Genomic DNA, 24,896 nt, shown 5'->3' with positions numbered 1-24,896 from the left:
GCTATCCTCGCCGTATTTCACTTAACAGAATAGCTGTTGCCGTGGCCACATTCAAACTTTCAGCAGTGGGAGAACCATATTGTGGGATGGAAATTCTTTTAGTGATAAGCCTGCTAATCGCATTGGATATGCCGTTGGCCTCATTTCCCATCACCAAAACACCTTTGTCTTTTAGACTATAAGATCCATACATAGATTCACCATCCATATAAGCTCCATAAACAGGGAAATCAGTGTTGGTTAAATAGGCTTCCAAATCCTTATAAGCAATTTGCACCCTTGCAATGGAGCCCATAGTGGCCTGAAGCACCTTGGGGTTGTAGCAATCCACAGTATCCTTTGAGCATACCAATTTAGTTATCCCAAACCAGTCACAAAGACGGATAATGGTACCCAAATTGCCCGGGTCTCTAATTGCATCCAAAGCCACGACCCAATCAGAATCCACCGTATCTTTCTCTTCAACCATATGAAAAATACCGAGCACCCCGTTAGGATGGGCTAAACTGCTCATTTGCTTCAAATCTTTACTAGAAACCAATTCAGCTTTATTAAATTTTTCTAGACTTTCGGATGCATCAACATAAATTTTAAATGGCTTCACCCTAGACCGCAGCAATTCATCCACAACCTTTTCGCCTTCAACGACAAACAGTTTGTGTTGAGATCGGTACTTTTTTTGCTTTAAGCTAACAACTAGTTTAATTTGGTTTTTTGTAACCATCTAAATCGTGTATTTTTGGCGTCTATGAAGGGTTCTTTAGGTTTAATGTGCAACGGGGCAAAAATAGGGTTATTGTTCCTTTTGCTTATTATTTCGGGTTGCAATACATTAAAAAAGGTTGGGGAAGACGAATTATTGCTTACCAAGAACTCCATTGTTGTTGATGATGAAAAAGTGGGCAATAGCGAAATTAAGAGCCTTGTAACCCAACAGCCCAACAGCAATGTCCTTGGTTACCCCCTAAAACTGAACCTGTACAATCTGGCGAAGGAAAACCCGGATTCCACCTTTCAAGACTGGTTAAACCGAAAAGAGAAAAGAGAAAAACGACTGAACAATCTACTTTCCAAGAAACAAGTAAATAGGTTGAGCGAATCTTTTATAGTGAAAGGAGCCAGCGAGTTTTTGAAAAGAATTGGCGAACCTCCAGTGATCATAGACACCGCAGAAACAAACAAATCCATCAACAAACTAAAAGCCTATTATAACAGCAAGGGGTATTTTAACAATACTGGCGATTATGAGATAGTGGAGGGCAATCAAAATAAAAAAGCCAAGATAACATACAATATAACCTTGAACAAACCCTTTATCGTAGACACGGTTCAAAAAAATATCACCTCTCCAGAACTGGACTCTATTTATGGAAAGAATGCTAAACAAAGTTTAATCAAAAAAGGTGAACAGTTTGATTTAGACATATTTACCTTGGAGCGCGAACGTTTAACAACACTATTCCGAAATTCGGGTGTTTATAATTTTCAAGAAAGCTCAATAAATTATGACATCCTAAGAGATACTACATTAATCTCGGATGACCAATTAATGGACGTAAAGCTCAACATTAATAAGTTTAGAAGTTCCACTGACAGCACGGATACTAGTACACCATATAAAGTCGCAAGACTTAGAAAGATAAATATTTATGCGGATTATGATATCAATGGGGATACCGATACTTTAAAGAGTATCGTACACGAAAACTACAACATTTACTATAGTGGTAAACTTAGGTATAAGCCTCAGGCACTAGCTGATGCTATCTTTTTTGAAAAAGACAGTGTATACCGAGATTTGGATAGAATAAGAACCTACAGACAAATTACCAATCTAAATACCTTTAAATATCCCAATATAGAATTTATACCCGATTCCACACAAACGCAACTGGAATCGAATATTTATTTGGCAGCAAAACCAAAATATTCACTAAACCTAAATTTTGATGTTACCCACTCCAACATTCAACAAGTAGGTACCGCCTTTAGTGCCTCGGTAATTACAAGAAATGTTTTTGGAGGTGCTGAGACCTTAAATGTTTCGGCTCGAGGTTCTATTGGCTTGTTGAGCGACGGATCTCTTTCCGATGATAATTTTACTTCAGAACTTGGAGGGGATGTTACCATAACATTTCCTAGGATTTGGCTACCCTTCAATACAGAAAATATTATTCCGCACTACATGCTGCCTCAAAGTAGATTGTCTGCAGGTACCAACTTTCAACGGAACATCGGGTTGGACAAACAATCCCTAAACGCAGTTTTATCTTATAACTGGTCGCCAACAGACCGTTTAAAAAACAATATAGAATTGCTCAATGTAGAGTTCGTTAGAAATGTGAACCCCGATAATTTCTATAATGTATACAGCAATACCTTTTCGAGTTTAGATGAAATAGCTGATGACTTCCAAAACGATTCCGAGAACGCATCTTATTTTGAGGATTTTAGCGCTGATGAGCCCACATTGGATATTCCTGAAGGAGCCAATAGCTTTGCAAGTGATATCCTAAACAACTTACTACAAGTTAGCGATGAGCAATTTGACGAGGTGAACAGTATTGAAGAAAGACGTAGGCGTTTAACAGAGAACAACCTGATTTTTGCCAGTAACTTTACCCATACCAAAAACAGCAAATCAGATATCAATGATTTGGATTTTTACCAATATCGAATAAAACTGGAAAGTGCAGGTGGAATGCTTGCTCTTCTTGCAAACATTATACCTTACAACAAAAACGATATTGAACAAAACCTTGTATTTAGTGTGCCATTTTCCCAATATGTAAAAACCGAATTTGATTATATTAGACATTGGGATATTGGGGGCTCTCAAGTAATTGCTTTAAGAAGCTTCTCTGGTTTGGCTATTCCATATGGTAATTCAGACAACATTCCATTTGTTAGAAGTTACTTTGCAGGTGGATCAAACGATAATCGAGCATGGAACGCGTATGAACTTGGGCCGGGAAGCACCGACAATATCAACGATTTTAACGAGGCAAATCTAAAACTTGCTTTAAACATTGAATATAGATTTCCTATAGCGGGTGACGTAAAAGGCGCACTATTTGCAGACGCAGGAAATATATGGAACGTATTCGACAATGAAACCAATCCCGATGCCATATTTAATGGTTTCTCTTCTCTTGGAGATATTGCATTGGGGACAGGACTCGGATTACGTTACGATTTTACTTTCTTTGTTTTTAGGTTGGATGTGGGCTTTAAGACCTATAATCCGGCCAAAATTGGATCAAATCGTTGGTTCGATGGCTACAACCTTAAGAAAGCTGTCTTCAACATAGGTATCAATTATCCTTTCTAGAGCAAATATTTTATTACTTTTGTTTCTTATTTAATTCGAAACCAAGAACTATGTCCCACAACATAAAGCCCGGTGTTGCAACCGGCGACGAGGTACAAGCAATATTCAACCATGCAAAGAAAAACGGATATGCACTTCCGGCCGTAAACGTAATCGGTTCAGATAGCATTAATGCCGTTATGGAAACAGCTGCAACATTGAACGCCCCAGTTATCATACAATTCTCCAATGGAGGAGCTCAGTTCAATGCAGGTAAAGGACTTTCCAATGAAGGTCAAAAATCGGCCATTCTAGGAGCCATCGCCGGCGCCAAGCACATACACCAACTCGCCGAGGCCTATGGAGCAACCGTAATCCTTCATACCGATCATTGCGCCAAAAAATTATTGCCATGGATCGATGGACTATTGGATGCCAGCGAAGAACACTTTAAAGAAACAGGAAAATCATTGTACAGTTCACACATGATTGATCTATCCGAAGAACCGCTAGAAGAGAATATAGAAATCTGTAAAGGGTATTTGGAGCGCATGAGCAAAATGAACATGACTTTGGAAATTGAATTGGGAATCACGGGAGGAGAAGAAGACGGTGTAGACAACACAGATGTGGATGATTCCAAATTGTATACCCAACCAGAAGAAGTTGCATTTGCTTACGAAGAGCTTTCAAAAGTAAGCCCTAGATTTACTATCGCAGCAGCATTCGGAAACGTACATGGAGTATACAAGCCCGGTAATGTAAAATTGACACCAAAAATCTTGAAAAACTCACAAGAGTTTATCACGGAGAAATATGGGGTCGAGCATAATCACATTGATTTTGTATTCCATGGTGGGTCTGGTTCCACTTTGGAAGAAATTAGGGAAGCCATCGGATATGGTGTGATCAAAATGAATATCGATACCGATTTGCAATATGCATTTTTAGAAGGTATCAGGGATTATGTTCAAGGAAAATCGGATTACCTACAAACACAAATTGGCAATCCCGATGGTGATGACCAACCAAATAAAAAATATTACGATCCCAGAGTTTGGCTAAGAGAAGGAGAAAAAACCTTCATTGCACGTTTAAAAAAGGCCTTTGAGGATTTGAACAACGTGAATACCTTGTAAACCTTTGTCTAACTAAATATTGATTGCATGTCGTCTTGGTTCAAAAGAAAGGAAAAAGGAATACAGACCGCTACCGAAGAAAAAAAGGACACCCCAAAGGGGTTATGGTACAAGTCCCCCACCGGTAAAATTGTAGAGGCCGAAGATTTGGCCAAAAACTTTTATGTTAGCCCCGAGGATGATTACCACGTTCGAATAGGCAGTAAAGAATATTTTGAAATTCTTTTTGATGACAACAAGTTTAAGGAGCTCGACACAAAAATGACCTCCAAAGACCCGTTAAAGTTCGAGGACACCAAAAAATATTCCGATCGCCTAAAAGCCGCCCACAAAAAAACGGGCTTAAAGGATGCCGTAAGAACAGCGGTTGGAAAATCTCAAGGGAAAGACATCGTCGTCGCCTGTATGGATTTTGGTTTTATCGGAGGATCGATGGGAAGCGTTGTAGGCGAAAAAATATCACGTGCCATTGATGTGGCCAAAAGAAAAAAAGTGCCTTTTGTTATGATCTCCAAATCAGGTGGGGCGAGAATGATGGAAGCAGCCCTATCCTTGATGCAATTAGCAAAAACATCTGCGAAATTAGCGCAATTGGCAGAAGCAAAAATACCGTACATATCCTTGTGTACAGATCCCACAACAGGAGGAACAACCGCTTCCTATGCCATGCTGGGTGACATAAATATCGCAGAGCCGGGAGCCTTGATTGGTTTTGCAGGACCAAGAGTCGTAAAAGACACCACAGGTAAAGATCTTCCTGAAGGTTTTCAAACCTCAGAGTTTTTAATGGATCACGGGTTCTTGGACTTTATTACCCATCGAAGGGATTTGAAGAAAAAAATCAATTTATATATTGATTTGATTATGAATCAACCGGTTAGAAAATAGAAAAAGCCCCTGTTCCAGGGGCTTTTTTTTTAAAACCAAGTCACTGAGTTCTAATTTGAAAACCGGCGCAAATAAATTTCTTTCTCAGTACCATCAGGATATGTTAAGATTCCCTTTGAATTACAACTACCATCTCCAAAATCTAAACTTACCGTATTCCCCAATCGGGAAATTTCCAATACACCGCTTACAATAAATCGGCAGGATAATGATCTTTTTAATGGGGTAACCACTTCCTTGACAAATTCGTTGCCTGTCCTACTGATATATGTTCTTGAACCAGTAATCAAAAACACATTGTCGCCCCAAAACCCAGTGCCATATCCCTCAATCCACTCTCGTGTTCTAGTTCCACTAAAAGTAGCGGTATCCCCGCTTGGCCAAGTTGCCTCAAAAGTTGCGTTGGAGGTTCCTTGAGGATTCCCATTCTCATTGCTTCTTACTCTTACAATATCCGCGCCTCCCTCAATGGCAACATTATTAAAAGTAAAATCTTCCAAGGCCAGTTCAATAGCACTTGATGTGCTCTCCATGTCCAATTCATAGTTCAAGTATACCATTCCACTAAGCGTATTTCCAGTGGGAAGTTCGCAACCTTCGCCAAAATCCAAGGTTATTACTTTGGTGTTTCCCGTCACAACAACAGACACGGTAACACAATCAGGCAAATAATCTGAATTATAACTCCCTTTTGATGTACTTCCGATTTCATCAGAAGTATAAACATCCTCGGCAATAGTCATAAGTTCTTCAGAAATCATTTCCACCTCATCGCTGTACTTAAGCTCAGTGGAGCTAATCACCTCCGTACTTGTTAATTCTTCATCAGAAGATTCCGTGCTGCACGATACATAGGTCAAAAATAATCCTCCAATAAGCATAGAGATAATTCGGTTAAACTTACTTTTAAATGTCTTTTTCATAATATTAGAATTTAATAGGTTTGCTTCTTTGACCTAAATGATTGCAAAAGGTTTAATTTTTTGTTAAAATTCGTAGATTAGAAAAAAGAGCCTATCTTTGCACGCTGATTGAACGTCAATCAATACATAAAAATCATTTAAATAATATTGGAATGTATTTAACAAAAGAAGTAAAAGCCGAGATTTTTAAAAAGCACGGCGGCTCTGAGAGCAACACTGGTTCAACGGAAGGACAAATTGCTTTGTTCACACACCGTATCAACCACTTAACAGGACACCTTAAAAAGAACCACAAGGATTATAACACCGAGCGTTCTTTGGTGGCGTTGGTAGGTAAAAGACGTAGTCTTTTGGATTACCTAAAGAAAAAAGATATTGCAAAATACCGTACCTTAATCAAGGAATTGGGTATAAGAAAATAAAAACAAATAGGGGAGGCATTAGCTTCCCCTTTGTTTTTAGTTGAACAAGTTTCAACATACAAAGTCCCAGCATAAAACTGGGCAAACACAAAAAGCTACAAATAGTTTTTCATTGGTCAAGTGCCATAGGCACACACAACAACAACACAACCCGACCGCCCGGATGGCGGTAGACCAAAGTTTAACGACCTGGCCATATTTGGTTGGGTAAGATTATTTTTATGATTCCAAAAACATTCAAAGAGGTCATAGACCTCGGTGACGGTAGGGAAATTTCTATCGAAACCGGAAAACTGGCAAAACAGGCCCATGGTTCTGTTGTTGTCCAATCAGGCAAGTGTATGCTATTATGTACAGTTGTCTCTAATTACAAAGCTTCAGATGTGGATTTTTTACCACTTACTGTAGATTATCGTGAAAAATTTGCCGCCGCAGGACGCTATCCAGGTGGTTTCTTTAAACGAGAAGCAAGACCAAGTGATGGCGAAGTATTGACCATGCGTTTGGTGGACAGGGTTCTTAGACCATTGTTCCCTAAGGATTATCACTCCGAAACACAGGTAATGATTCAGTTGATGTCGCATGACGAAGAGGTTATGCCAGACGCTATGGCTGGATTGGCTGCTTCTGCCGCCATTCAACTATCGGATTTTCCATTCGAATGTGCTATTTCTGAAGCTCGAGTAGGTAGAATTAACGGTGAATTCATCATCAACCCGACAAGAGCACAATTACTTGAGTCAGATATTGACATGATGATTGGTGCCTCTGCCGATTCTGTGATGATGGTGGAAGGTGAAATGGACGAAATTTCCGAAGAGGAAATGACGGAAGCCATCAAATTTGCCCACGAGGCCATTAAAGTACAATGTGCTGCACAGGTAAAATTAGCAGAAGCTTTCGGTAAAAAAGAAGTTCGTGAGTACGAAGGAGAAAGAGAAGATGAAGAATTGGCTAAAAAAGTGCACGACCTTACTTATGACAAGGTTTATGCAATTGCCAAAGCAGGATCTGCAAAACATGAACGTAGTGCAGCTTTCGACGCCATTAAAGAAGAGGTTAAAGCTTCCTTCTCTGAAGAAGAATTGGAAGAATTTGGAGATTTGGTTTCCAAATATTTCTATAAAGCCGAAAAAACCGCTGTTCGTGACTTAACTTTGGAAGAAGGTCTTCGTTTAGATGGAAGAAAAACTGACGAGATTCGCCCAATCTGGTGCGAAACCGATTATTTACCATCCGTACATGGTTCTGCCATTTTCACACGTGGCGAAACACAAGCATTGGCAACCGTTACTTTAGGTACTTCTAGAGAGGCCAACCAAATAGATATGCCATCTTTTGAAGGTGAAGAAACATTCTATTTGCACTACAACTTCCCTCCTTTCTCAACTGGTGAGGCACGACCTATTCGTGGTACTTCCCGTAGAGAAGTAGGGCATGGTAACTTAGCTCAACGCGCGTTAAAAGGTATGATTCCAGAAGATTGCCCATATACCGTTCGCGTTGTTTCCGAAGTATTGGAATCCAACGGTTCCTCATCTATGGCAACGGTATGTTCCGGAACCATGGCTTTGATGGATGCCGGTGTTCAATTGAAGAAACCCGTATCTGGTATTGCCATGGGATTGATCACTGATACTGAAACTGGTAAATATGCCGTTCTTTCAGATATTTTAGGTGATGAAGACCACTTGGGAGATATGGACTTTAAAGTTACCGGTACCGCAGATGGGATCACAGCTTGCCAAATGGACATTAAAGTAAAAGGACTTTCTTATGAAATCCTAGTAAAAGCCTTAATGCAGGCCAAAGATGGTAGAATGCACATTTTGGGCAAACTTACCGATACAATTGCAGAGCCAAGAGAAGAAGTCAAATCTTACGCTCCAAAAATTGTGACCAAAATTATTCCTGGTGAATATATAGGTGCACTTATTGGAAAAGGTGGAGAAGTAATCCAAGAGCTTCAAAAAACTACCAATACCACTATTGTAATCAACGAAGATCCCGATACCGAAGAAGGTATTGTGGAAATCTTGGGTACAGGACAGGAAGGAATCGATGCCGTATTGGCAAAAATCGATGCGTTAATGTTCAAACCTGAGGTTGGCAGCGTTTATGAGGTGAAAGTGATAAAGATGCTAGACTTTGGTGCTGTTGTGGAATATATGGACGCGCCAGGGAACGAAGTGTTGCTTCACGTATCCGAGTTGGCATGGGAACGCACGGAAAATGTATCCGACGTGGTAAACATGGGAGATGTTTTTGATGTGAAATATTTTGGTCTTGATCCAAGAACCAGAAAAGAAAAAGTGTCAAGAAAAGCCTTATTGCCAAAACCTGAAGGCTATGTAGAAAGACCGCCTAGGAATGACAGAGGTGGTGACCGTAGAGGTGGTGACCGTAGGGGTGGCGACCGAAGAGGTGGTGACCGAGACAGAAAGCCAAGAAGGGATTAATTAAAAACAATCCTTTTACATAAAAACGACCCTGGGAACCATTCCCAGGGTTTCTTTTTTTAAAAAAATACAACCAAAATGTAACTTTTTGGTTTTTTCAACGTATAACCTAATGAGCTCCGGTTCACAAATTTAATTTGAAGGGATTTTTAGATGAGACAGTTAAAGATTACAAAACAGGTTACCAATAGGGAAACCGCGTCGTTGGACAAGTATTTGCAAGAAATTGGAAAGGTGGATTTAATTACCGCCGATGAGGAAGTGGAACTGGCACAACGCATAAAAGCGGGAGACCAGGTGGCCTTGGAAAAATTGACCAAAGCCAACCTTAGGTTCGTTGTTTCTGTTGCAAAACAGTACCAAAACCAAGGGTTGACCCTTCCTGATTTAATTAATGAAGGAAACTTGGGGCTTATCAAAGCTGCACAACGTTTTGATGAAACACGAGGATTTAAATTTATTTCCTATGCTGTTTGGTGGATTCGTCAATCCATTCTTCAGGCCTTGGCAGAGCAATCCCGTATTGTTCGTTTACCATTGAACAAGATTGGCTCCATCAACAAGATAAATAAAACATTTGCTTTCTTGGAGCAAGCACACGAGCGTCCTCCATCTGCGGAAGAGATTGCCAAAGAATTGGACATGACCGTGGAAGATGTGAAACAATCTTTGAAAAACTCAGGTCGCCACGTATCCATGGATGCACCTTTGATCGATGGTGAGGATTCCAACCTATACGATGTACTTCGTAGTGGTGAATCACCGAACCCGGACAAGGAACTTTTACACGATTCTTTGCGTACTGAAATCGAACGCGCATTGGAGACCCTTACCCCTCGTGAAGCTGATGTAATAAGACTTTACTTTGGTTTGGCCGGACAACATTCTATGACCTTGGAGGAAATTGGTGAGACTTTTGACCTTACCAGGGAACGAGTTCGTCAAATTAAAGAGAAAGCCATTAGAAGGCTAAAACACACCTCAAGAAGTAAGATTTTAAAGACATATTTGGGATAAAGTGTGAAAAACACCCCATTAATTACAGTTAAACTATCCTTAAATTTGATTTTTGGCAGGAAAGTTGTAATTTAGTAATTATAACAGTTTATCATGACTGTTCGTTTTTTGATTGATGAATAAACTCCGGCTGATTACCGGAGTTTTTTTCGTTTATGGATGGCCGTAATTGGCTAACTTTGCAACATGAACAAATCAATGATTGCCCCTTCGCTATTGGCATCCGACTTTGCCAACCTTGAACAAGAAATAAAAATGGTAAACCAAAGTGACGCCGATTGGTTTCACTTAGATGTTATGGATGGAGTTTTTGTTCCTAATATCTCATTTGGAATGCCAATCATAGAAGCTATTGCCAAGCATGCAACTAAACCATTGGACACACATTTGATGATTGTAGATCCCGACCGATACATCAAAACCTTTGCAGACTTGGGAGTAGACCATTTATCTGTTCATTATGAGGCTTGTCCACATTTGCACAGAACCCTACAGGCTATTAAAGCGGAAGGTATGAAGGCTGGTGTTGCCATCAACCCACATACTTCCATCAAATTATTGGAAGACACCATTCAAGATATTGATATTGTAATTATCATGAGTGTGAACCCAGGTTTTGGAGGTCAGTCCTTTATTGAAAATACCTATCAAAAGGTTGCTGATCTGAAAGAATTGATCCAAAGAAAAAATGCAAATACTTTAATAGAAATTGACGGTGGTGTAAATGCGGGCAATGCAAAGAAACTAGTGGATTGCGGCGCAGATATTTTGGTAGCTGGAAGTTTTGTGTTTAAAAGTGAGAACCCTACGGAAACCATTAAAAAACTAAAAGAAGAAATAGCATAATGCAGGAATTTGATGTTGTCATCATTGGCGGGGGCCCCATTGGGATTGCCTGTGGTTTAGAGGCTAAAAAACAAGAATTGACCTATATCATCATTGAAAAAGGTCCCATTGTAAACTCATTATTCAATTATCCTGTGAACATGCAGTTTTTTTCCTCGTCAGAAAAACTGGAGATTGACGAAATCCCATTCATCAGCAACGAAGCAAAACCCAAACGCAACGAGGCGTTGGAGTATTACAGACGGATAGTTACCTCAAACCAGCTCAACATTCATCTTTTTGAAAAGGTTGTCGATACCCAAAAACAAGAAAACAACTTTTTGGTAAAAACCGACAAAGATGAATACCAAGCAAAAAATGTTGTAGTGGCCACTGGGTTCTACGATTTGCCCAACCACTTGAATGTTCCCGGCGAGGATCTATCCAAGGTATCTCATTATTATAAAGACCCGCACTTTTATGCCAGTCAAAAACTAGTAGTGGTCGGAGCCAGTAATTCCGCTATCGATGCCGCTTTGGAATGCTGGCGAAAAGGCGCCGAGGTAACCTTGGTAATCCGAGGAGGAGAAGTAGGTCCCCGTGTTAAATATTGGGTACGCCCCGATATTATAAACCGAATTGAAGAGGGAAGTATTAAAGCGTTTTATAATTCTACGGTTAAGGAAATAAAGCCAAATGAAATTATAATCAACACTCCAGAAGGTGATGTGACTTTTGAAAACGATTTTGTACTCGCCTTAACCGGATATCGACCAAATTTTTCTTTTTTGGAAAAACTGGGCATCACATTATCAAACGACCAAAAAAGACTCCCTACCTACGACCCTGAGACCATGGAAACCAATGTAGATGGTCTGTTTTTAGCCGGGGTAATCTGTGGCGGTATGGAAACCCACAAATGGTTCATAGAAAATTCGCGCATCCACGCACCTATCATTATGAAAACCATCAAACACAAGTTTGAATTGAGAAAATAAGCAATTTGATATGAGTTAACATTTTGCTGCTTTTGGAAACAGTATAAATTTAGATCTGACTATCTTTAAGAGAACCTAAAAAAGTTCTCAATTGAATACGGCCACAAGTTCCACACAAAATGCATTTAGAATTATCCTTGGTTTATTGATGACAATGGCTGGCATTGGCCATCTTACTTTTCAACGCAACGAATTCCAAGCCCAAGTCCCACGATGGTTGCCCACAAGTGAGGCATTCATGGACTTTGTAGTGATAGCTTCTGGTGTTGTTGAGATTCTGTTGGGGCTCGCCATGGTCCTTTTGATCAAATACAAAGTTAAAGTGGGTATACTGTTGGCCATTTTCTATGTGTTGATCTTCCCAGGGAACATTTCACAATACACCAATGGCATTGATGCTTTTGGTTTAGACACCGATCTTAAACGATTGATTCGTTTATTTTTTCAGCCTGTGTTGATTTTATGGGCGCTTTGGTCCACCGGAGCATTAAAACATTTATTAAATAAAAGAAAAGCGTAACCATGAAATTTTACGAATTTGGAGCAGAACGTTTGGATGGCATTCAAGAGTCCATGAACAAATACCAAGGAAAAACCATTATTGTGGTAAACACGGCCAGTAAATGCGGTTTAACACCACAATACAAGGGATTGGAAGAACTTTATCAAAAATACAAGGACAAAGGGCTGGTTGTGCTAGGATTTCCCTGCAACCAATTTGGAAACCAAGAACCCGGAAGTACTGAAAACATCAAAGAGTTTTGTGAGGTAAATTACGGGGTGAGTTTTCCCATGTTTGTAAAAATCGATGTTAATGGAAACGACGCACACCCCATTTTTAAGCACCTCAAATCCGAATTGCGCGGCTTGTTGGGCGGAAAAATAAAATGGAACTTCACCAAGTTTGTAATCGACAAAACAGGAAGGCCTGTTAAACGTTTTGCACCCACCTCAAAACCTAGTTCAATGGCAAAATACATCGAAAAAATCCTATAAGATAAATTTTATTGAGGTCTTAACTGCGCTTGCAGAGCACCAGTTTGTTTCAACATGGCCCTACCGTCCTTGAAACTTAAATAAGAATGTCCAGCTTTTTTATTAGCTATACTAATGTCACACAATATGCCCCAATGACGCGCAACTTCTCGCCATGCCCATAGTAAGGAGTGTTTTGGGTCATAAATGTGGGTTGCCTCCCCTCCTGCCCCGTTCACTTCAATTATACTATAGTTTTTTCCTTGGCATAGCTCTTCAAAAGTATTATAGAGCACATCTAACCTACCATAATGAAAACCTTTAATTTGAGAGCAGACACAATCTATGGTTTCCACCAAATCATTATTGATTTTATGGCTAAAATCAACAAACTTGGCTCCTCGGGTATGGCTTCCGTAGGGCACCAAAATAAATTTCTCACCGTAATTCAAAACCTCTTTTAGTTTTGCTCCAAATTTTTTCTGTAATATCTTTAATTGCAGGTGACTGCGCGGGTTCTTTTTGATAAGTTCCAACATGGTACTATTTCCATCCCCTGTTATGAACAAAAACTCTTTTGCTACAATACCCGTAATTTTTCCATGATCTTCTCCAGGTTTTCGCACGTAAAATATACCTACCTCTTTTTGATACGGAATTAATTCCTGCACCAAAAAATGAGAGGGTGTCCAATTTATGTATTTCCAGAACTCTTCTTTTGAATGTATTTTTTCCACGCCAAAGGCCTTCATACCAATATCGGGCTTTGCAATAAATGGGAAGTTGATATTCAAATCCAATATACGTTCCAAGGCCAATTCCGGAGACTCATCTTTCTCAATAAAAAGTGTTTTGGGAATAAACTGGGTAGGTATCCTATTATAAATATCCATTTTGGAAATCATGGCCATGCCCCCATTTTTCATCCCCGGATTGGCGGCATTAAAAAAGAAAAGTGATTTTGCCTTGATAGAATAATACAGCCAAACTGGAAACATGGGATAATAAATTAACCAAAACGGCCAATACTCCCAATGTGTGATTTTATGCCATAGTAGTTTTATAGAAGTCATTATTGCTAAGGAGTTAATTGACAGGGCGGCAAAGAAGCTTCAAATAATTTATCGTGCAACAAGTCCAGATGGCTCATAATATGTTCATCCTGATTTAGAATAACCTGAGTAACACTAAAAGTCCTTAGACCCGATTTCCTATCAATAATAAATCCATTTTCAAAATCATTATGGTTGTTTGAGTGAAAATCCATTATCTCTGAGGCCCTAATGCGGGTGCTGGCTTTAGTAAACTCGTGGAACAAGCGATTTCTGTGCTCAATTACTTCATCTTCATAAAGGGTCGCAGAGGACCAAATATGGTTTTTACCCTTGTCCAATGGTCTAAAATACTTTTGATGTCCATCCCAACGAAACTCTAACAAACCCGAAGTGAACAATATCAGGGTAAAGGGTTCTATATTGAACAGTTCCATTTCTTGAAGTAGGATTAGTGGACTTTCCGAACTTATAATATCCAATAATACCAATCCACGGCTTTTGGCGTATTTACCAGCAAATCTATGGTTTACAAAACCACCATTGAGCAACACGGCAACCGAACCTTTTTCGTTCAAAGCAAACCACGTTCCCCCGGCTTTGGGGTCTTTTGGAAAAAGTACTTTAACCCCACCAATGATTTCTTCTTGTGGCTCCAAGGCTCGTGGACGGGAAGTGTGCTCATCCCTGTTGGAGGTTATAAAGTATTGACTGTCCGATGAAATAAAGCTTACTGTGCACATGCCTTTCTGTATTGTATGGTGGATGGAGCAACTCCGAAGGACTCTGGAACTTCTTGGTCCGAAAAGTGTTTAATTCCTACTTTGATCAATGCTTGATGATGAATGGTATGTTCCAAATTATACATTACTTCCCTAAAGTAATTGGAATCTAAGCGGGTTTCCTCTCCTCCTAGCTCGTATCTAACGGTAATGTGTTTATTTGGTTTTTCTAAATACTTTTGAATATATGCCAGTTGCTCCTGGGCAAAAATAAGGTCTTTTTCAATATTTGGATCGCGCTTCCTTCGATCGTAGCAAACATCGGAAATGTCATACCCCTTGATCAAGCAAAGATACAGTTCAATGATATGTCGCGTATGCTGACCTATAGTGGCATTGGAAAGAATTTCGCAAGACTGTGTATAACAATCTTTGGGCAGTTTGGATAAAACCTCGTTAAACTGTTTCAAAGTATCCAAGCAAGATTTGAACATGGCTGTTTAGTTATTGTTTTTTGATGAATTTGAGCATAAGATAAAAAGAATAATCAGTTTATTAATTTCTCCCAATTTATATCCGCCATGGACTGAAGATTCTGTGGAGATTCGTTCAACCACAATTGCAATGTGTTGTTTTTTCCTTTATTATAAAATAGATAAAGTTTGCCGTCCCTAACCTCATAGGTTTCAGGGTCGACATTTACTTTTTTACCGTTTACGGCCATGGCATATGCACAATATCCTCCATATTGAGGCAAATATACTTCGGGCCGGGCATTGAACCTATCCATATTGGCCCTACTGTTAAACATGTAGTTTACATCATCATAGTTTGTGGTGAATTCCTTCTTTCCCTCCAATGCCTGACCATCAAAATAGGCAACCACATCATAACCAGCTGCTGCATATCCTTTTTTAGTGTTATAATCTTTGTGCTGGGAACAACCTATTGCTCCTATCATCAAAAGAGAAAAGAAAATGATTTTGTTCATGATAATTGTATTGACCAATTACCTTATTAGTCCTAAAAGCCATTTATTCCTTTCAATCAACATTAGATATTATTTGGAATGATTACGTCAAATCAACAAAAAAACAGCTTACCTAAATTGGTCACACCAATTCATATATGCCAAATATCAATTCATATACCTCAAACATCAATTACATTTAAACTATTGCATAACAGATGTTTATTTTTAACCATATCAGAGTTTGACAGGAACCGTGCAACGATTTAAAAAGAACACCATGAAGCTTTTAGACCTTACAACAATAAAACTATTCCATTATCTTTTATTCTGCCTTTTACTTATATTTTTTTCTTGTTCTGGTGAAGATGGTGAAACGGGACCTGCGGGTCAAGATGGTAATGCCAATATTTTTGTTTCTGACTGGATGCCTATTGTTTGGACCTGGAAAGATTTAGATATAGGAAAAGCTTTTATGGATATTCCTATAGAAAACATATCCACCTATATAGATAACGGAGGTGTGGTAATGATGTACCTAAAACATTATAATTCAGTACGTGTTTTTCCAATTAGTTTAGGTGATTTAAACTATTTATATTTTTCTTATGGCATGTACCCTGCCAATGAAAATAAACAAACAGAATCTTTTAACGGGATCAGGTTTAGTATGGATGCAATACCCATAAATATTAATCTATATCAAGTGGATTCAGAAAATATACGCATTCGTTATGTACTAGTTCCTGCAGATGTTGACGATCAAGCTGGATTGATTGCAAATATTCCAGCTACTTTTGTCGATGTGGACACTCTAAGCATATATTAAAAAAGTCTGGGAAATTCCCAGACTTTAAAAACGGCAATTATTTTGTGACCCAGGGAGGATTCGAACCCCCAACCCTCAGAGCCGAAATCTGATATTCTATCCAGTTGAACTACTGGGCCAATTTATAATTTTAGGAACTCAATTTAGCTTTTACGATGGAGGAAATGGTTTTTCCATCTGCCTGTCCAGCCAATTCCTTGGAAACAATTCCCATCACCTTTCCCATGTCCTGCATACCTGTAGCCCCAACAGCATCGATGGTCATTACAACCACTTTTTCTATATCCTCTTCGGTAAGCTGCTCCGGTAAAAATTTTTCAATAACGGCTACTTGTGCCAATTCCGGTTCGGCCAAATCATCACGACCCTGCTCTTGATATATTACAGCGCTATCTTTACGCTGCTTTACCAATTTTTGAACCAATTTAATCTCGTCTTCCTCAGACAATTCAGCACCGCCTCCTTTATCTGTCTTTGCTAATAAAATAGCAGATTTAACAGCTCGCAAAGATTCCAAGGCAACGGTATCCTTTGCCTTCATTGCGGCCTTCATTTCTGTCATTACCTTTTCTTGCAAACCCATGTTTCTGATTTAGTCCGCGAAGATAAAAAATAAACCCGAAAGTTATGCAACTTCCGGGTTTATGCTTCCAATTAAAAATGGAAATCAACTTTAACACTACTAATCAACATTATCGTGTAAAAACGAGTTATTGGAGCGCAACTGAAGATCATCATTGCTATCCTCCCCCAATGAAGTTCTAGATACTTTTTGCTCTTTTGGAACATCGTTCAGGTCAACTCCTTGCCTCTTATATGCAGGCTCCTTTTCAATATCATCGATACTATTACGGTTGTTTTGGAACTTGTAATTAAAGTTTTTCAACTTTCTTCTGCGTTCATCCGCTCTATCTCTTAAAATATCACTGATCGAGCTATTCATAGGATCCATACTGTTTGTGGTCTCCTCATTATGGCTCGAGTCCTCTTCTTGGGTTTTTAAAGTCTTCTTTTCAAAAACAAGTTCGTTCTCCACCATTTTTGGCTCATGGGTTTCAGCTTTTGACTTTGCACCCGTCAACTTATTTTCCAATTCCATATACTCTTGCAGATCATATCGAGTTTCTCCTTCTTTCTTGTACTCAAGAACAGGTTTTACCTCCACATAATCATTCACTTCAACCTCACCCAATCCATCATCTAGGTTAAAGGTCACCGTATGCTCCTTTTCATCTTCCTCCGCTTCACTGTTCAATGGCATATCGAAGCTTAGCGTAAATTGATCTTCTTTGCTCTTCGAAGACATTTCTTCAGCATCAACAACATCAATATTATTGATTACATTCTTGGCTTCTATAATCACAAAATCATCTTCAACGTTTTCTGGAACAACTTCTTCATAGAATACATTAAAATTTCGGATGTAATTAGTGGTCGGAATCAAGTCAGGTTTTTTTGTCTCAACTTTTGGATCCTCCATTTTTGTTTCTTCCTCCATATCCAAGGTGTGTTTAACCACGGTGGGTTCTGGCTCAGGAATTGTCTCTATCTCAGGAGTTGGTGTCTTTTCAACCTCAACTTCTTGTATTGATGTAGCTTCAGGAGTTAAATCCTGTTCAGCGGTTTGCTCGTCTTCCAAGGTGTAAAAGACCTTTTTAGATTCGGTATTCACTATATTATCCTGTTGGTCTACATTAAAACCTGTGGCAATAACCGTAACGGCAATTGCTTCACCGAGGCTTTCGTCTTCACCAACACCCATTATAATATTAGCTCCGTGACCTGCTTCAATTTGGATATGATCGTTGATTTCACCAATTTCATCAATGGTAATTTCTTGAGAACCGGAAACAATAAGCAACAACACGTTCTTCGCACCATTGATTTTGTTATCGTTCAATAATGGTGAATCCAATGCTTTCATAATGGCTTCAGTAGCCCTAGCTGATCCAGATGCCGCCGAGGATCCCATAATGGCCGTTCCACTATTTGAAAGTACTGTCTTGGCATCCCTTAAATCTATATTTTGTGTGTAATGATGAGTAATTACCTCTGCGATACCCCTTGCCGCAGTTGCCAATACCTCATCTGCTTTAGAGAAACCGGCTTTAAACCCAAGATTACCGTAAACTTCTCTAAGTTTATTGTTATTGATTACAATCAAGGAGTCCACGTTGGCACGTAGTTTTTCAATTCCAAGCTGCGCTTGTTTATTACGCATGGCCCCTTCGAACTGGAACGGCATGGTTACAATACCTACCGTAAGAACATCCATTTCCTTGGCAATTTTAGCAATAACCGGAGCTGCACCAGTACCGGTGCCACCGCCCATACCAGCAGTAATAAACGTCATTTTTGTATTATGTCCCAACATGGTCTTTAAATCTTCCATGCTTTCCAAAGCGGCCTGTTCTCCCACATCAGGATTAGCACCCGCACCCAATCCTTCGGTTAGGGACACCCCTAATTGGATTTTATTGGGCACAGAGCTGTTTTCTAAAGCTTGGGCATCGGTGTTACAGATTACAAAATCCACACCATTTATACCGGCCTGAAACATGTGATTGATAGCGTTGCTTCCGCCGCCGCCTACTCCAATTACTTTAATTACGTTGCTCTTGTTCTTGGGCAAATCAAAAGCTATGTTGTCAAATTCAGTGTTCTTACTCATGACAGTTGTGTTTCTCTTATGAGGTTATTATTCTGCGTTGTCTAAAAAGTCCTTCAACTTTTCTGACCATTTATCAAAAATGGATTTCCTTTCAGTTTGTGATACCGTATTTGTTTTGGCTCCCATATCATGTTCTTGCCCTACCAAAACCTCTTCTTCCAACATCTCTTCCTGTTCTACGACTTGGTTTTTCTTTTGGGCCTCTAAGGCATTCATCAGCAACCCAACTGCCGTTGCATACAATGGGCTGGCAACCTCTTCATCGGAATCGCCCGCTAGGTGCTCGTTGGGATAACCAATTCTTGTATCCATACCGGTAATATATTCCACCAATTGCTTTAAATGTTTCAATTGGCTTCCTCCTCCGGTAAGTACAATCCCTGCAATTAATTTTTTCTTTTGTTCTTCGTGACCGTAGTTCTTAATCTCCACATAAACCTGTTCTACAATCTCCACTACCCGTGCGTGTATGATCTTAGAAAGATTTTTTAGAGTAATTTCTTTTGGTTCCCTACCTCTTAATCCGGGTATGGATACAATTTCATTATCCTTGTTTTCCCCTGGCCAAGCGGAACCAAATTTTATCTTTAGGAGTTCAGCTTGTTTCTCAATAATGGAACAACCTTCTTTAATGTCCTCTGTAATCACATTACCCCCGAACGGGATAACGGAAGTATGACGAATAATACCATCCTTAAAAATAGCAAGGTCGGTAGTCCCGCCCCCTATATCGATCAATGCAACACCTGCTTCTTTTTCTTCCTGACTTAAAACTGCATCAGCGGATGCCAATGGTTCCAAGGTGATATTTCCAAGATTAAGTCCGGCGCTTTTAATACACCTTCCAACATTTTTTATGGACGATACTTGTCCTACCACTACATGGAAGTTGGCTTCCAATCGACCGCCATACATTCCTACGGGTTCTTTAACTTCGGCCTGTCCATCCACTTTGTACTCCTGTGGCAATACATGGATAATTTCTTCTCCTGGAAGCATTACCAATTTGTATACCTGATTGCACAGTTTATCCAAATCATCGTTGTCTATTACCTCTTCGGAATTGGGTCGGGTAATATAATCACTGTGGTGCAAGCTTCGGATATGTTGGCCTGCAATACCAACCACCACAGAACCAATTTTTAAGCCCGAGTTCAACTCGGCCTGTTCCACCGCCTGTTGAATAGACGATATGGTCTGTGTAATATTATTGACCACTCCACGGTGAACACCCAAACTTTTAGACCGGCCGGTGCCCAAAACTTCTATTTTTCCGTATTCATTTTCCCTACCTATGATAGCTACGATCTTGGTAGTTCCAATATCCAACCCAACTGAATAATTACCTTGTTCCATAATTTATATTTTGGTGCAAACCACTTGATTGTTGAATTCCAAACTAACTGTTGCATAATCCTCCAAGGAATTGTCCCTGGCCGCCTTTGCATAAAAGGCCATAAAATTGCTGAACTTCTTGTTCAAGTTATCTACTCCGCCCAAATTCACCACAAAATTTTCCATGCGGAATTTGAGTTGATATTTCCCTTCTTCTTCAATATGTATCCCAATGACATTCTTTCTTAAAAAATCATCATTATTGATATAATCTAAAATCACATAAGCATCTTCAAGGCTTTTACCTGTAATTTTTCCTGTAATTATAGGAACCCTTGCAGAGTGGTGTTTTGATATAGGCATACGCTCACCTGTATCGTCCAAATAAAATTTGGAGACCCCTTCTACTCTTCCGATTGGTTTCCGCTGAACAATCTTGGATACAAGTTCCCCATTTACAGTAAGATAGACCTGGGCATTTTTAACCATATCATTGGATAGTATAAGCTCCTCTATGGTATTCAAAACTAACTGTTCTTTAGGCCTGTTTTTTAGGGGTCCGTAATTTTGTATTAACAATTTATTAACCGCATCCTCAGTTAAATACAAATTGTTGTCCCCAACAAATTTCACAGACACATTTTTGAGCATTTTCTTTTGGTTTTTATGGTCGGCAAAACCATAAAGTGCAACTACGGCCACAGACAAAAATGCAAGTTTTATGTAATCCCAATTAATGCGCATAACTCAATTTTTTTTTGATTTTTGGAACTTCCAGTCCAATATCACCTGCACCTAGAGCAACCAATACGCCCGATTTGCAGTTCATTACTTCTTCCAATAATGCTGATTTTGAAATCAGTTTTTTATTGGGGTTCTCTATTTTATCCAACAACCATTGCGAAGTGACTCCCTCAATTGGTTCTTCCCTTGCTGGATAAATATCCAATAGTATTATTTCATCAAAATCTGAAAGACTTGTTGCAAAATCTTCTATAAAATCCTTTGTCCTTGAAAATAGATGGGGCTGAAAAACTACCGTAATCTTTTCTCCTTCATGCATTTCTCGAATAGCTTGATGAACAGCATTGATTTCTGTTGGATGATGAGCATAATCATCTATAAAAACAAAATCTTTTTCTTTTATTTGGTAAGAAAATCTACGCTGAACGCCTTTAAAGCTTTCTAAAGCTTGTGCAATTCGATGCGGTGAACAACCTGTTTGTACCGCCATGGTAAAAGCAGCCAATCCATTTAATAGATTATGTCTTCCTGGCTTATTGAACTTCACATTATTAATAACATCCGTAGGTGTTACAATATCGAATATGTAGGCACCATTTTCAATACTAATATTCTTGATGCAGTAATCGGACCCATCTTCAATACCAAAAGTGATACCATCCAACGGCAATCCTTTGCGTACGATCAATTTTCCATCAGGCTTTATTTTTCGCACAAATTCATTAAAAGAACGCTCCAATTCTTCCTTAGTTCCATAGATATCCAAGTGATCTGCATCCATTGATGTAACACAAGCTACGGTTGGAGTCAAATGCAAGAACGATCGGTCAAACTCGTCGGCTTCTATAACTGAATACTCCGTACCTTCGAGCACAAAGTTACTGTTGAAATCTTCCGAAATACCACCTAAAAAAGCTGTTAAGGGCAAATCACACACCTTGAGCAGATGTGCCAAAATACTAGTTGTAGTTGTTTTACCGTGTGTACCGGCAACAGCCAAACAAAACGAATCTTTGGTAATAATCCCCAATACCTCGGAACGTTTTTTGATTTCGAACCCCTGATTGCGATAAAATTGTAATTCTGAGTGTGTAGAAGGAACGGCCGGGGTATACACCACCAGGGTGTTCGGATGTTTAAAAGCATCTGAAATTACATTGACATTATCCTCAAAATGCACGGAGATTCCCTGTTTGATCAAGTTGTCTGTTATTGAAGAAGATGTTCTATCATAACCGGCCACCTTTTTGCCGATAAATTTGAAATAGCGTGCTAAAGCAGACATACCTATGCCTCCTATACCTATAAAATAAACGCTATGTATGTCTTTCAAATTCACTTTATCAATTTTTCAATTTCATCCACAATATGTTCCGTAGCCTTTGGCATGGCCATTTTTTTAATATTCTCACTGAGTTTAATACGTAGTTCTTGTGACTTCATTAAGGCTGAAAAACTTTTTTCAAATTCAGAATCCAGCTCCGTTTCCCTAAGCATGATAGCCGCATCTTTAGCTTCCAAAGCTTTTGCATTTTGGGTTTGATGGTCTTCGGCCACATTGGGCGATGGGATAAAAATCACCGGTTTACCTACCAAACAGAGTTCGGATACCGATCCTGCCCCTGCCCTGGAAATAATTACATCCGCAGCCGCGTAAGCCAAATCCATACGGTTTACAAATGCCAATACCTTAACAGAATTGGAATCGTATTTTTTGTATTCTTGGTGATACAATTTTCCACATTGCCAAATCACCTGTAGCCCTTGTTCTTTAAAAAATTCAAGCTCTTTTTCAATCAATTGATTTACTCTTCGAGCTCCAAGGCTTCCACCCAATACTAAAACAGTTTTCGTATTGAACTCCAAACCAAAAAACTCAGTAGCTTCTTTTTTTCCTTTCTTTATATCGACTAAATCGGTACGAATGGGATTTCCAGTTTTTACAATTTTTTCCTTTGGAAAAAAACGCTCCATGCCGTCATAGGCCACACAAATTGTCTTTGCTTTACCTGCGAGCAGTTTGTTGGTAATTCCTGCGAATGAATTCTGTTCTTGCAGCAAACAAGGCACACCGGAGTTTTCAGCCATTTTCAACAATGGGCCGCTCGCAAAACCTCCCGTACCAATCGCCACATGAGGTTTAAAATGCCTTATTATTTTACGTGCTTCCAACAAACTACTTATCAATTTAAATGGAAACGTGATATTTTTCAAAGTCAGTTTCCGTTGTATTCCACTTATCCACAATCCCTTTATTTTATATCCGGCTTGCGGTACTTTTTCCATCTCCATTTTATCCTTTGCGCCAACGAACAGAAATTCAGCATTCGGATATCTTCTTTTTAATTCATTGGCTATAGCCACTGCTGGATAAATATGTCCTCCAGTTCCTCCTCCAGAAAGTATAAACCTATATCTGTCCACTTAATACTTCTAAAGGGTTTGTTTCATCGATACCTGAGGATTGCTCCTCTAAATTTTCTTTTCTATTGCTCGCACTCAACACAATTCCAATGGCCATACAAGTCATCCAAATAGAAGTTCCACCCATACTGATCAATGGTAATGGTTGCCCCGTAACAGGAAACAATTGCACCACCACTGCCATATTGATAAAGGCTTGGAACACAATGGGCAGTCCAACCCCTATCACCAATAGTTTTGAAAAAACCGATTTGGATGAATGGGCAACAACCACAATACGAAACAACAATAGGAGGTAGAAAAATAATAATGCCCCTCCCCCTAATAATCCATATTCTTCAATAATTATGGCAAAAATAAAATCAGACGTACTTTGGGAAAGCATATTTTTCATCACACTCTTCCCCGCTCCCTTGCCAACTACCCCGCCTTCAGCTACAGCAATTTGTGCCAAAGTCAATTGGTGCAGGTCATCCCTATCTGCTTGTTCTGGATGAACAAATGTTTCTATTCTGGACTTCCATGTTCCCGCTCTTTGAGGAAGTGCTTCGGGCGCTTTGAACAGTACAAACAAAAACATACCTGTAAATACAATTCCCGTTGTTACAAGTGCGAACAAATATTTTAAAGGATATCCTCCTAAAAAACAAAGTACCAAAACCATAAAACAAAGAATCGCAGCTGTTGAGAAGTTTTCGGGCAATATTAAGAGCACCACTAAAACAACTGGCAGCCACAATGGTAAAATACTTTCCTTAAAAGCTATTTTAGTTTCCTTGATTTTGGTTAAATACCTAGCAATCCAAATCATTAACACTACGCCAGCCAAAGTTGATGTCTGGAAGTTGACCCCTACCAATGGTATCTTTATCCATCGGTTGGCGGTAACCCCTCCTATTCGTGTTTCAACTGTAAGTGTATATATTAAAAGTAGGATTACAATGGGCATGGCTATTATGGACAGCCCTTTAAAATAATGCGTTGGTATCCTGTGTACGGCATAAATAATACCAAATCCCAAGAAAAGGAGCACAGCATGTTTTACCAAATGTCCCAAAGTGGTTCCATCACCATTGACGTACACCAAATTAGTACTGGCACTGTACACTGGTAAAAATGAGAAAAGTGCCAAGAGAGCCACTACACCCCATATAGCCTTATCACCTTTCAGATTTTTGAATACTCCCAACACG

At 39.3% G+C, this 24,896-nt stretch carries 24 protein-coding genes and 1 tRNA gene; 11 read left to right on the top strand and 14 right to left on the bottom strand.

Annotated features, from left to right (window positions below; translation table 11 throughout):
* Position 1: 1 nt before the first annotated feature.
* Positions 2-724 (bottom strand): TrmH family RNA methyltransferase, encoded by a 723-nt coding sequence (locus MWU56_RS14390; protein WP_247045518.1) that lies wholly within the window; start codon positions 722-724, stop codon positions 2-4.
* A gap of 24 nt (positions 725-748) precedes the next feature.
* On the opposite strand from MWU56_RS14390, the gene MWU56_RS14385 reads away from it, so the two are divergent.
* Genes MWU56_RS14385 through accD form a run of 3 tightly spaced genes read left to right on the top strand, consistent with a single transcriptional unit; the run spans position 749 to position 5,337 of the window.
* Positions 749-3,331, top strand: a complete 2,583-nt coding sequence (locus tag MWU56_RS14385; protein WP_247045755.1) for a BamA/TamA family outer membrane protein — start codon at positions 749-751, stop codon at positions 3,329-3,331.
* 50 nt (positions 3,332-3,381) lie between these two features.
* Entirely contained in the window at positions 3,382-4,449 is a 1,068-nt protein-coding gene (fbaA, locus tag MWU56_RS14380) for a class II fructose-bisphosphate aldolase (RefSeq protein ID WP_247045516.1), read from the top strand.
* Positions 4,450-4,476: 27 nt separating this feature from the next.
* Entirely contained in the window at positions 4,477-5,337 is an 861-nt protein-coding gene (accD, locus tag MWU56_RS14375; RefSeq protein WP_247045514.1) for an acetyl-CoA carboxylase, carboxyltransferase subunit beta, read from the top strand.
* A gap of 50 nt (positions 5,338-5,387) precedes the next feature.
* On the opposite strand, the gene MWU56_RS14370 is transcribed toward accD, so the two are convergent.
* Complete coding sequence (locus MWU56_RS14370) at positions 5,388-6,260, bottom strand: hypothetical protein (RefSeq protein WP_247045512.1); 873 nt, start codon at positions 6,258-6,260, stop codon at positions 5,388-5,390.
* Between the two features lie 152 nt (positions 6,261-6,412).
* Here MWU56_RS14370 and rpsO point away from each other — a divergent pair, with 152 nt between their 5' ends.
* The 7 genes from rpsO (at position 6,413) to MWU56_RS14335 (ending at position 12,977) form a co-directional block, all read left to right on the top strand.
* A complete protein-coding gene (gene rpsO / locus MWU56_RS14365) occupies positions 6,413-6,682 on the top strand; it encodes a 30S ribosomal protein S15 (protein WP_100817397.1) in 270 nt (89 codons plus the stop codon).
* Between the two features lie 221 nt (positions 6,683-6,903).
* On the top strand, positions 6,904-9,141 hold the full coding sequence (locus tag MWU56_RS14360; RefSeq protein WP_247045509.1) for a polyribonucleotide nucleotidyltransferase: 2,238 nt from the start codon (positions 6,904-6,906) through the stop codon (positions 9,139-9,141).
* Between the two features lie 153 nt (positions 9,142-9,294).
* On the top strand, positions 9,295-10,158 hold the full coding sequence (locus MWU56_RS14355) for an RNA polymerase sigma factor RpoD/SigA (protein WP_100817395.1): 864 nt from the start codon (positions 9,295-9,297) through the stop codon (positions 10,156-10,158).
* A 186-nt stretch (positions 10,159-10,344) separates the two neighbouring features.
* A complete protein-coding gene (gene rpe / locus MWU56_RS14350; RefSeq protein WP_247045507.1) occupies positions 10,345-11,004 on the top strand; it encodes a ribulose-phosphate 3-epimerase in 660 nt (219 codons plus the stop codon).
* The gene (locus tag MWU56_RS14345) at positions 11,004-11,981 is read left to right on the top strand and encodes a YpdA family putative bacillithiol disulfide reductase (RefSeq protein WP_247045505.1); all 978 of its coding nucleotides are present in this window, start codon (positions 11,004-11,006) and stop codon (positions 11,979-11,981) included. Before rpe ends, MWU56_RS14345 begins: the two co-directional genes overlap by 1 nt.
* A 148-nt stretch (positions 11,982-12,129) precedes the next feature.
* A complete protein-coding gene (locus tag MWU56_RS14340) occupies positions 12,130-12,501 on the top strand; it encodes a hypothetical protein (RefSeq protein ID WP_247045753.1) in 372 nt (123 codons plus the stop codon).
* Positions 12,502-12,503: 2 nt separating this feature from the next.
* On the top strand, positions 12,504-12,977 hold the full coding sequence (locus MWU56_RS14335; protein WP_247045503.1) for a glutathione peroxidase: 474 nt from the start codon (positions 12,504-12,506) through the stop codon (positions 12,975-12,977).
* Between the two features lie 8 nt (positions 12,978-12,985).
* On the opposite strand, the gene MWU56_RS14330 is transcribed toward MWU56_RS14335, so the two are convergent.
* The 4 genes from MWU56_RS14330 to MWU56_RS14315 all read right to left on the bottom strand — a co-directional run bounded on the left by MWU56_RS14330 (position 12,986) and on the right by MWU56_RS14315 (position 15,721).
* Positions 12,986-13,954, bottom strand: a complete 969-nt coding sequence (locus tag MWU56_RS14330) for a D-alanine--D-alanine ligase (protein ID WP_247045501.1) — start codon at positions 13,952-13,954, stop codon at positions 12,986-12,988.
* Positions 13,955-14,034: 80 nt separating this feature from the next.
* The gene (locus MWU56_RS14325) at positions 14,035-14,751 is read right to left on the bottom strand and encodes an NRDE family protein (protein WP_247045499.1); all 717 of its coding nucleotides are present in this window, start codon (positions 14,749-14,751) and stop codon (positions 14,035-14,037) included.
* Positions 14,739-15,224: a DinB family protein gene (locus MWU56_RS14320; RefSeq protein WP_247045497.1), complete on the bottom strand. Its 486-nt coding sequence runs from the start codon at positions 15,222-15,224 to the stop codon at positions 14,739-14,741. Before MWU56_RS14320 ends, MWU56_RS14325 begins: the two co-directional genes overlap by 13 nt.
* Before the next feature lie 53 nt (positions 15,225-15,277).
* Complete coding sequence (locus MWU56_RS14315) at positions 15,278-15,721, bottom strand: YHS domain-containing (seleno)protein (protein WP_247045496.1); 444 nt, start codon at positions 15,719-15,721, stop codon at positions 15,278-15,280.
* A gap of 259 nt (positions 15,722-15,980) precedes the next feature.
* Here MWU56_RS14315 and MWU56_RS14310 point away from each other — a divergent pair, with 259 nt between their 5' ends.
* Complete coding sequence (locus MWU56_RS14310; RefSeq protein WP_247045494.1) at positions 15,981-16,529, top strand: hypothetical protein; 549 nt, start codon at positions 15,981-15,983, stop codon at positions 16,527-16,529.
* 45 nt (positions 16,530-16,574) lie between these two features.
* Here MWU56_RS14310 and MWU56_RS14305 read toward each other — a convergent pair.
* The 8 genes from MWU56_RS14305 to MWU56_RS14270 form a co-directional block, all read right to left on the bottom strand.
* Positions 16,575-16,648, bottom strand: a tRNA-Arg gene (locus MWU56_RS14305).
* 11 nt (positions 16,649-16,659) lie between these two features.
* A complete protein-coding gene (locus tag MWU56_RS14300; protein WP_247045492.1) occupies positions 16,660-17,112 on the bottom strand; it encodes a GatB/YqeY domain-containing protein in 453 nt (150 codons plus the stop codon).
* Positions 17,113-17,211: 99 nt separating this feature from the next.
* A complete protein-coding gene (ftsZ, locus tag MWU56_RS14295; RefSeq protein ID WP_247045490.1) occupies positions 17,212-19,200 on the bottom strand; it encodes a cell division protein FtsZ in 1,989 nt (662 codons plus the stop codon).
* Between the two features lie 27 nt (positions 19,201-19,227).
* Entirely contained in the window at positions 19,228-20,556 is a 1,329-nt protein-coding gene (gene ftsA / locus MWU56_RS14290; RefSeq protein WP_247045488.1) for a cell division protein FtsA, read from the bottom strand.
* A 3-nt stretch (positions 20,557-20,559) separates the two neighbouring features.
* A complete protein-coding gene (locus tag MWU56_RS14285; protein WP_247045486.1) occupies positions 20,560-21,279 on the bottom strand; it encodes a cell division protein FtsQ/DivIB in 720 nt (239 codons plus the stop codon).
* On the bottom strand, positions 21,269-22,618 hold the full coding sequence (gene murC, locus MWU56_RS14280; RefSeq protein WP_247045484.1) for a UDP-N-acetylmuramate--L-alanine ligase: 1,350 nt from the start codon (positions 22,616-22,618) through the stop codon (positions 21,269-21,271). The genes MWU56_RS14285 and murC overlap by 11 nt, the downstream gene beginning before the upstream one ends.
* Entirely contained in the window at positions 22,615-23,703 is a 1,089-nt protein-coding gene (gene murG, locus MWU56_RS14275) for an undecaprenyldiphospho-muramoylpentapeptide beta-N-acetylglucosaminyltransferase (RefSeq protein ID WP_247045482.1), read from the bottom strand. Before murG ends, murC begins: the two co-directional genes overlap by 4 nt.
* Complete coding sequence (locus MWU56_RS14270) at positions 23,690-24,895, bottom strand: FtsW/RodA/SpoVE family cell cycle protein (protein ID WP_247045480.1); 1,206 nt, start codon at positions 24,893-24,895, stop codon at positions 23,690-23,692. The genes murG and MWU56_RS14270 overlap by 14 nt, the downstream gene beginning before the upstream one ends.
* Position 24,896 lies beyond the last annotated feature (1 nt).

The sequence above is a fragment of the Allomuricauda sp. F6463D genome, from assembly GCF_023015965.1.
Classification (GTDB): Bacteria; Bacteroidota; Bacteroidia; order Flavobacteriales; family Flavobacteriaceae; genus Flagellimonas.
Note: the sequence above shows the minus strand (reverse complement) of the source record. Positions and strands in the feature narration are given on the sequence as shown.

Coding starts and splice junctions, on each gene's coding strand:
- MWU56_RS14390 (WP_247045518.1), bottom strand. CDS start 724: ATGGTTACAAAAAACCAAATTAAACTAGTTGTTAGCTTAAAGCAAAAA.
- MWU56_RS14385 (WP_247045755.1), top strand. CDS start 749: ATGAAGGGTTCTTTAGGTTTAATGTGCAACGGGGCAAAAATAGGGTTA.
- fbaA (WP_247045516.1), top strand. CDS start 3,382: ATGTCCCACAACATAAAGCCCGGTGTTGCAACCGGCGACGAGGTACAA.
- accD (WP_247045514.1), top strand. CDS start 4,477: ATGTCGTCTTGGTTCAAAAGAAAGGAAAAAGGAATACAGACCGCTACC.
- MWU56_RS14370 (WP_247045512.1), bottom strand. CDS start 6,260: ATGAAAAAGACATTTAAAAGTAAGTTTAACCGAATTATCTCTATGCTT.
- rpsO (WP_100817397.1), top strand. CDS start 6,413: ATGTATTTAACAAAAGAAGTAAAAGCCGAGATTTTTAAAAAGCACGGC.
- MWU56_RS14360 (WP_247045509.1), top strand. CDS start 6,904: ATGATTCCAAAAACATTCAAAGAGGTCATAGACCTCGGTGACGGTAGG.
- MWU56_RS14355 (WP_100817395.1), top strand. CDS start 9,295: ATGAGACAGTTAAAGATTACAAAACAGGTTACCAATAGGGAAACCGCG.
- rpe (WP_247045507.1), top strand. CDS start 10,345: ATGAACAAATCAATGATTGCCCCTTCGCTATTGGCATCCGACTTTGCC.
- MWU56_RS14345 (WP_247045505.1), top strand. CDS start 11,004: ATGCAGGAATTTGATGTTGTCATCATTGGCGGGGGCCCCATTGGGATT.
- MWU56_RS14340 (WP_247045753.1), top strand. CDS start 12,130: ATGACAATGGCTGGCATTGGCCATCTTACTTTTCAACGCAACGAATTC.
- MWU56_RS14335 (WP_247045503.1), top strand. CDS start 12,504: ATGAAATTTTACGAATTTGGAGCAGAACGTTTGGATGGCATTCAAGAG.
- MWU56_RS14330 (WP_247045501.1), bottom strand. CDS start 13,954: ATGTTTCCAGTTTGGCTGTATTATTCTATCAAGGCAAAATCACTTTTC.
- MWU56_RS14325 (WP_247045499.1), bottom strand. CDS start 14,751: ATGTGCACAGTAAGCTTTATTTCATCGGACAGTCAATACTTTATAACC.
- MWU56_RS14320 (WP_247045497.1), bottom strand. CDS start 15,224: ATGTTCAAATCTTGCTTGGATACTTTGAAACAGTTTAACGAGGTTTTA.
- MWU56_RS14315 (WP_247045496.1), bottom strand. CDS start 15,721: ATGAACAAAATCATTTTCTTTTCTCTTTTGATGATAGGAGCAATAGGT.
- MWU56_RS14310 (WP_247045494.1), top strand. CDS start 15,981: ATGAAGCTTTTAGACCTTACAACAATAAAACTATTCCATTATCTTTTA.
- MWU56_RS14300 (WP_247045492.1), bottom strand. CDS start 17,112: ATGGGTTTGCAAGAAAAGGTAATGACAGAAATGAAGGCCGCAATGAAG.
- ftsZ (WP_247045490.1), bottom strand. CDS start 19,200: ATGAGTAAGAACACTGAATTTGACAACATAGCTTTTGATTTGCCCAAG.
- ftsA (WP_247045488.1), bottom strand. CDS start 20,556: ATGGAACAAGGTAATTATTCAGTTGGGTTGGATATTGGAACTACCAAG.
- MWU56_RS14285 (WP_247045486.1), bottom strand. CDS start 21,279: ATGCGCATTAATTGGGATTACATAAAACTTGCATTTTTGTCTGTGGCC.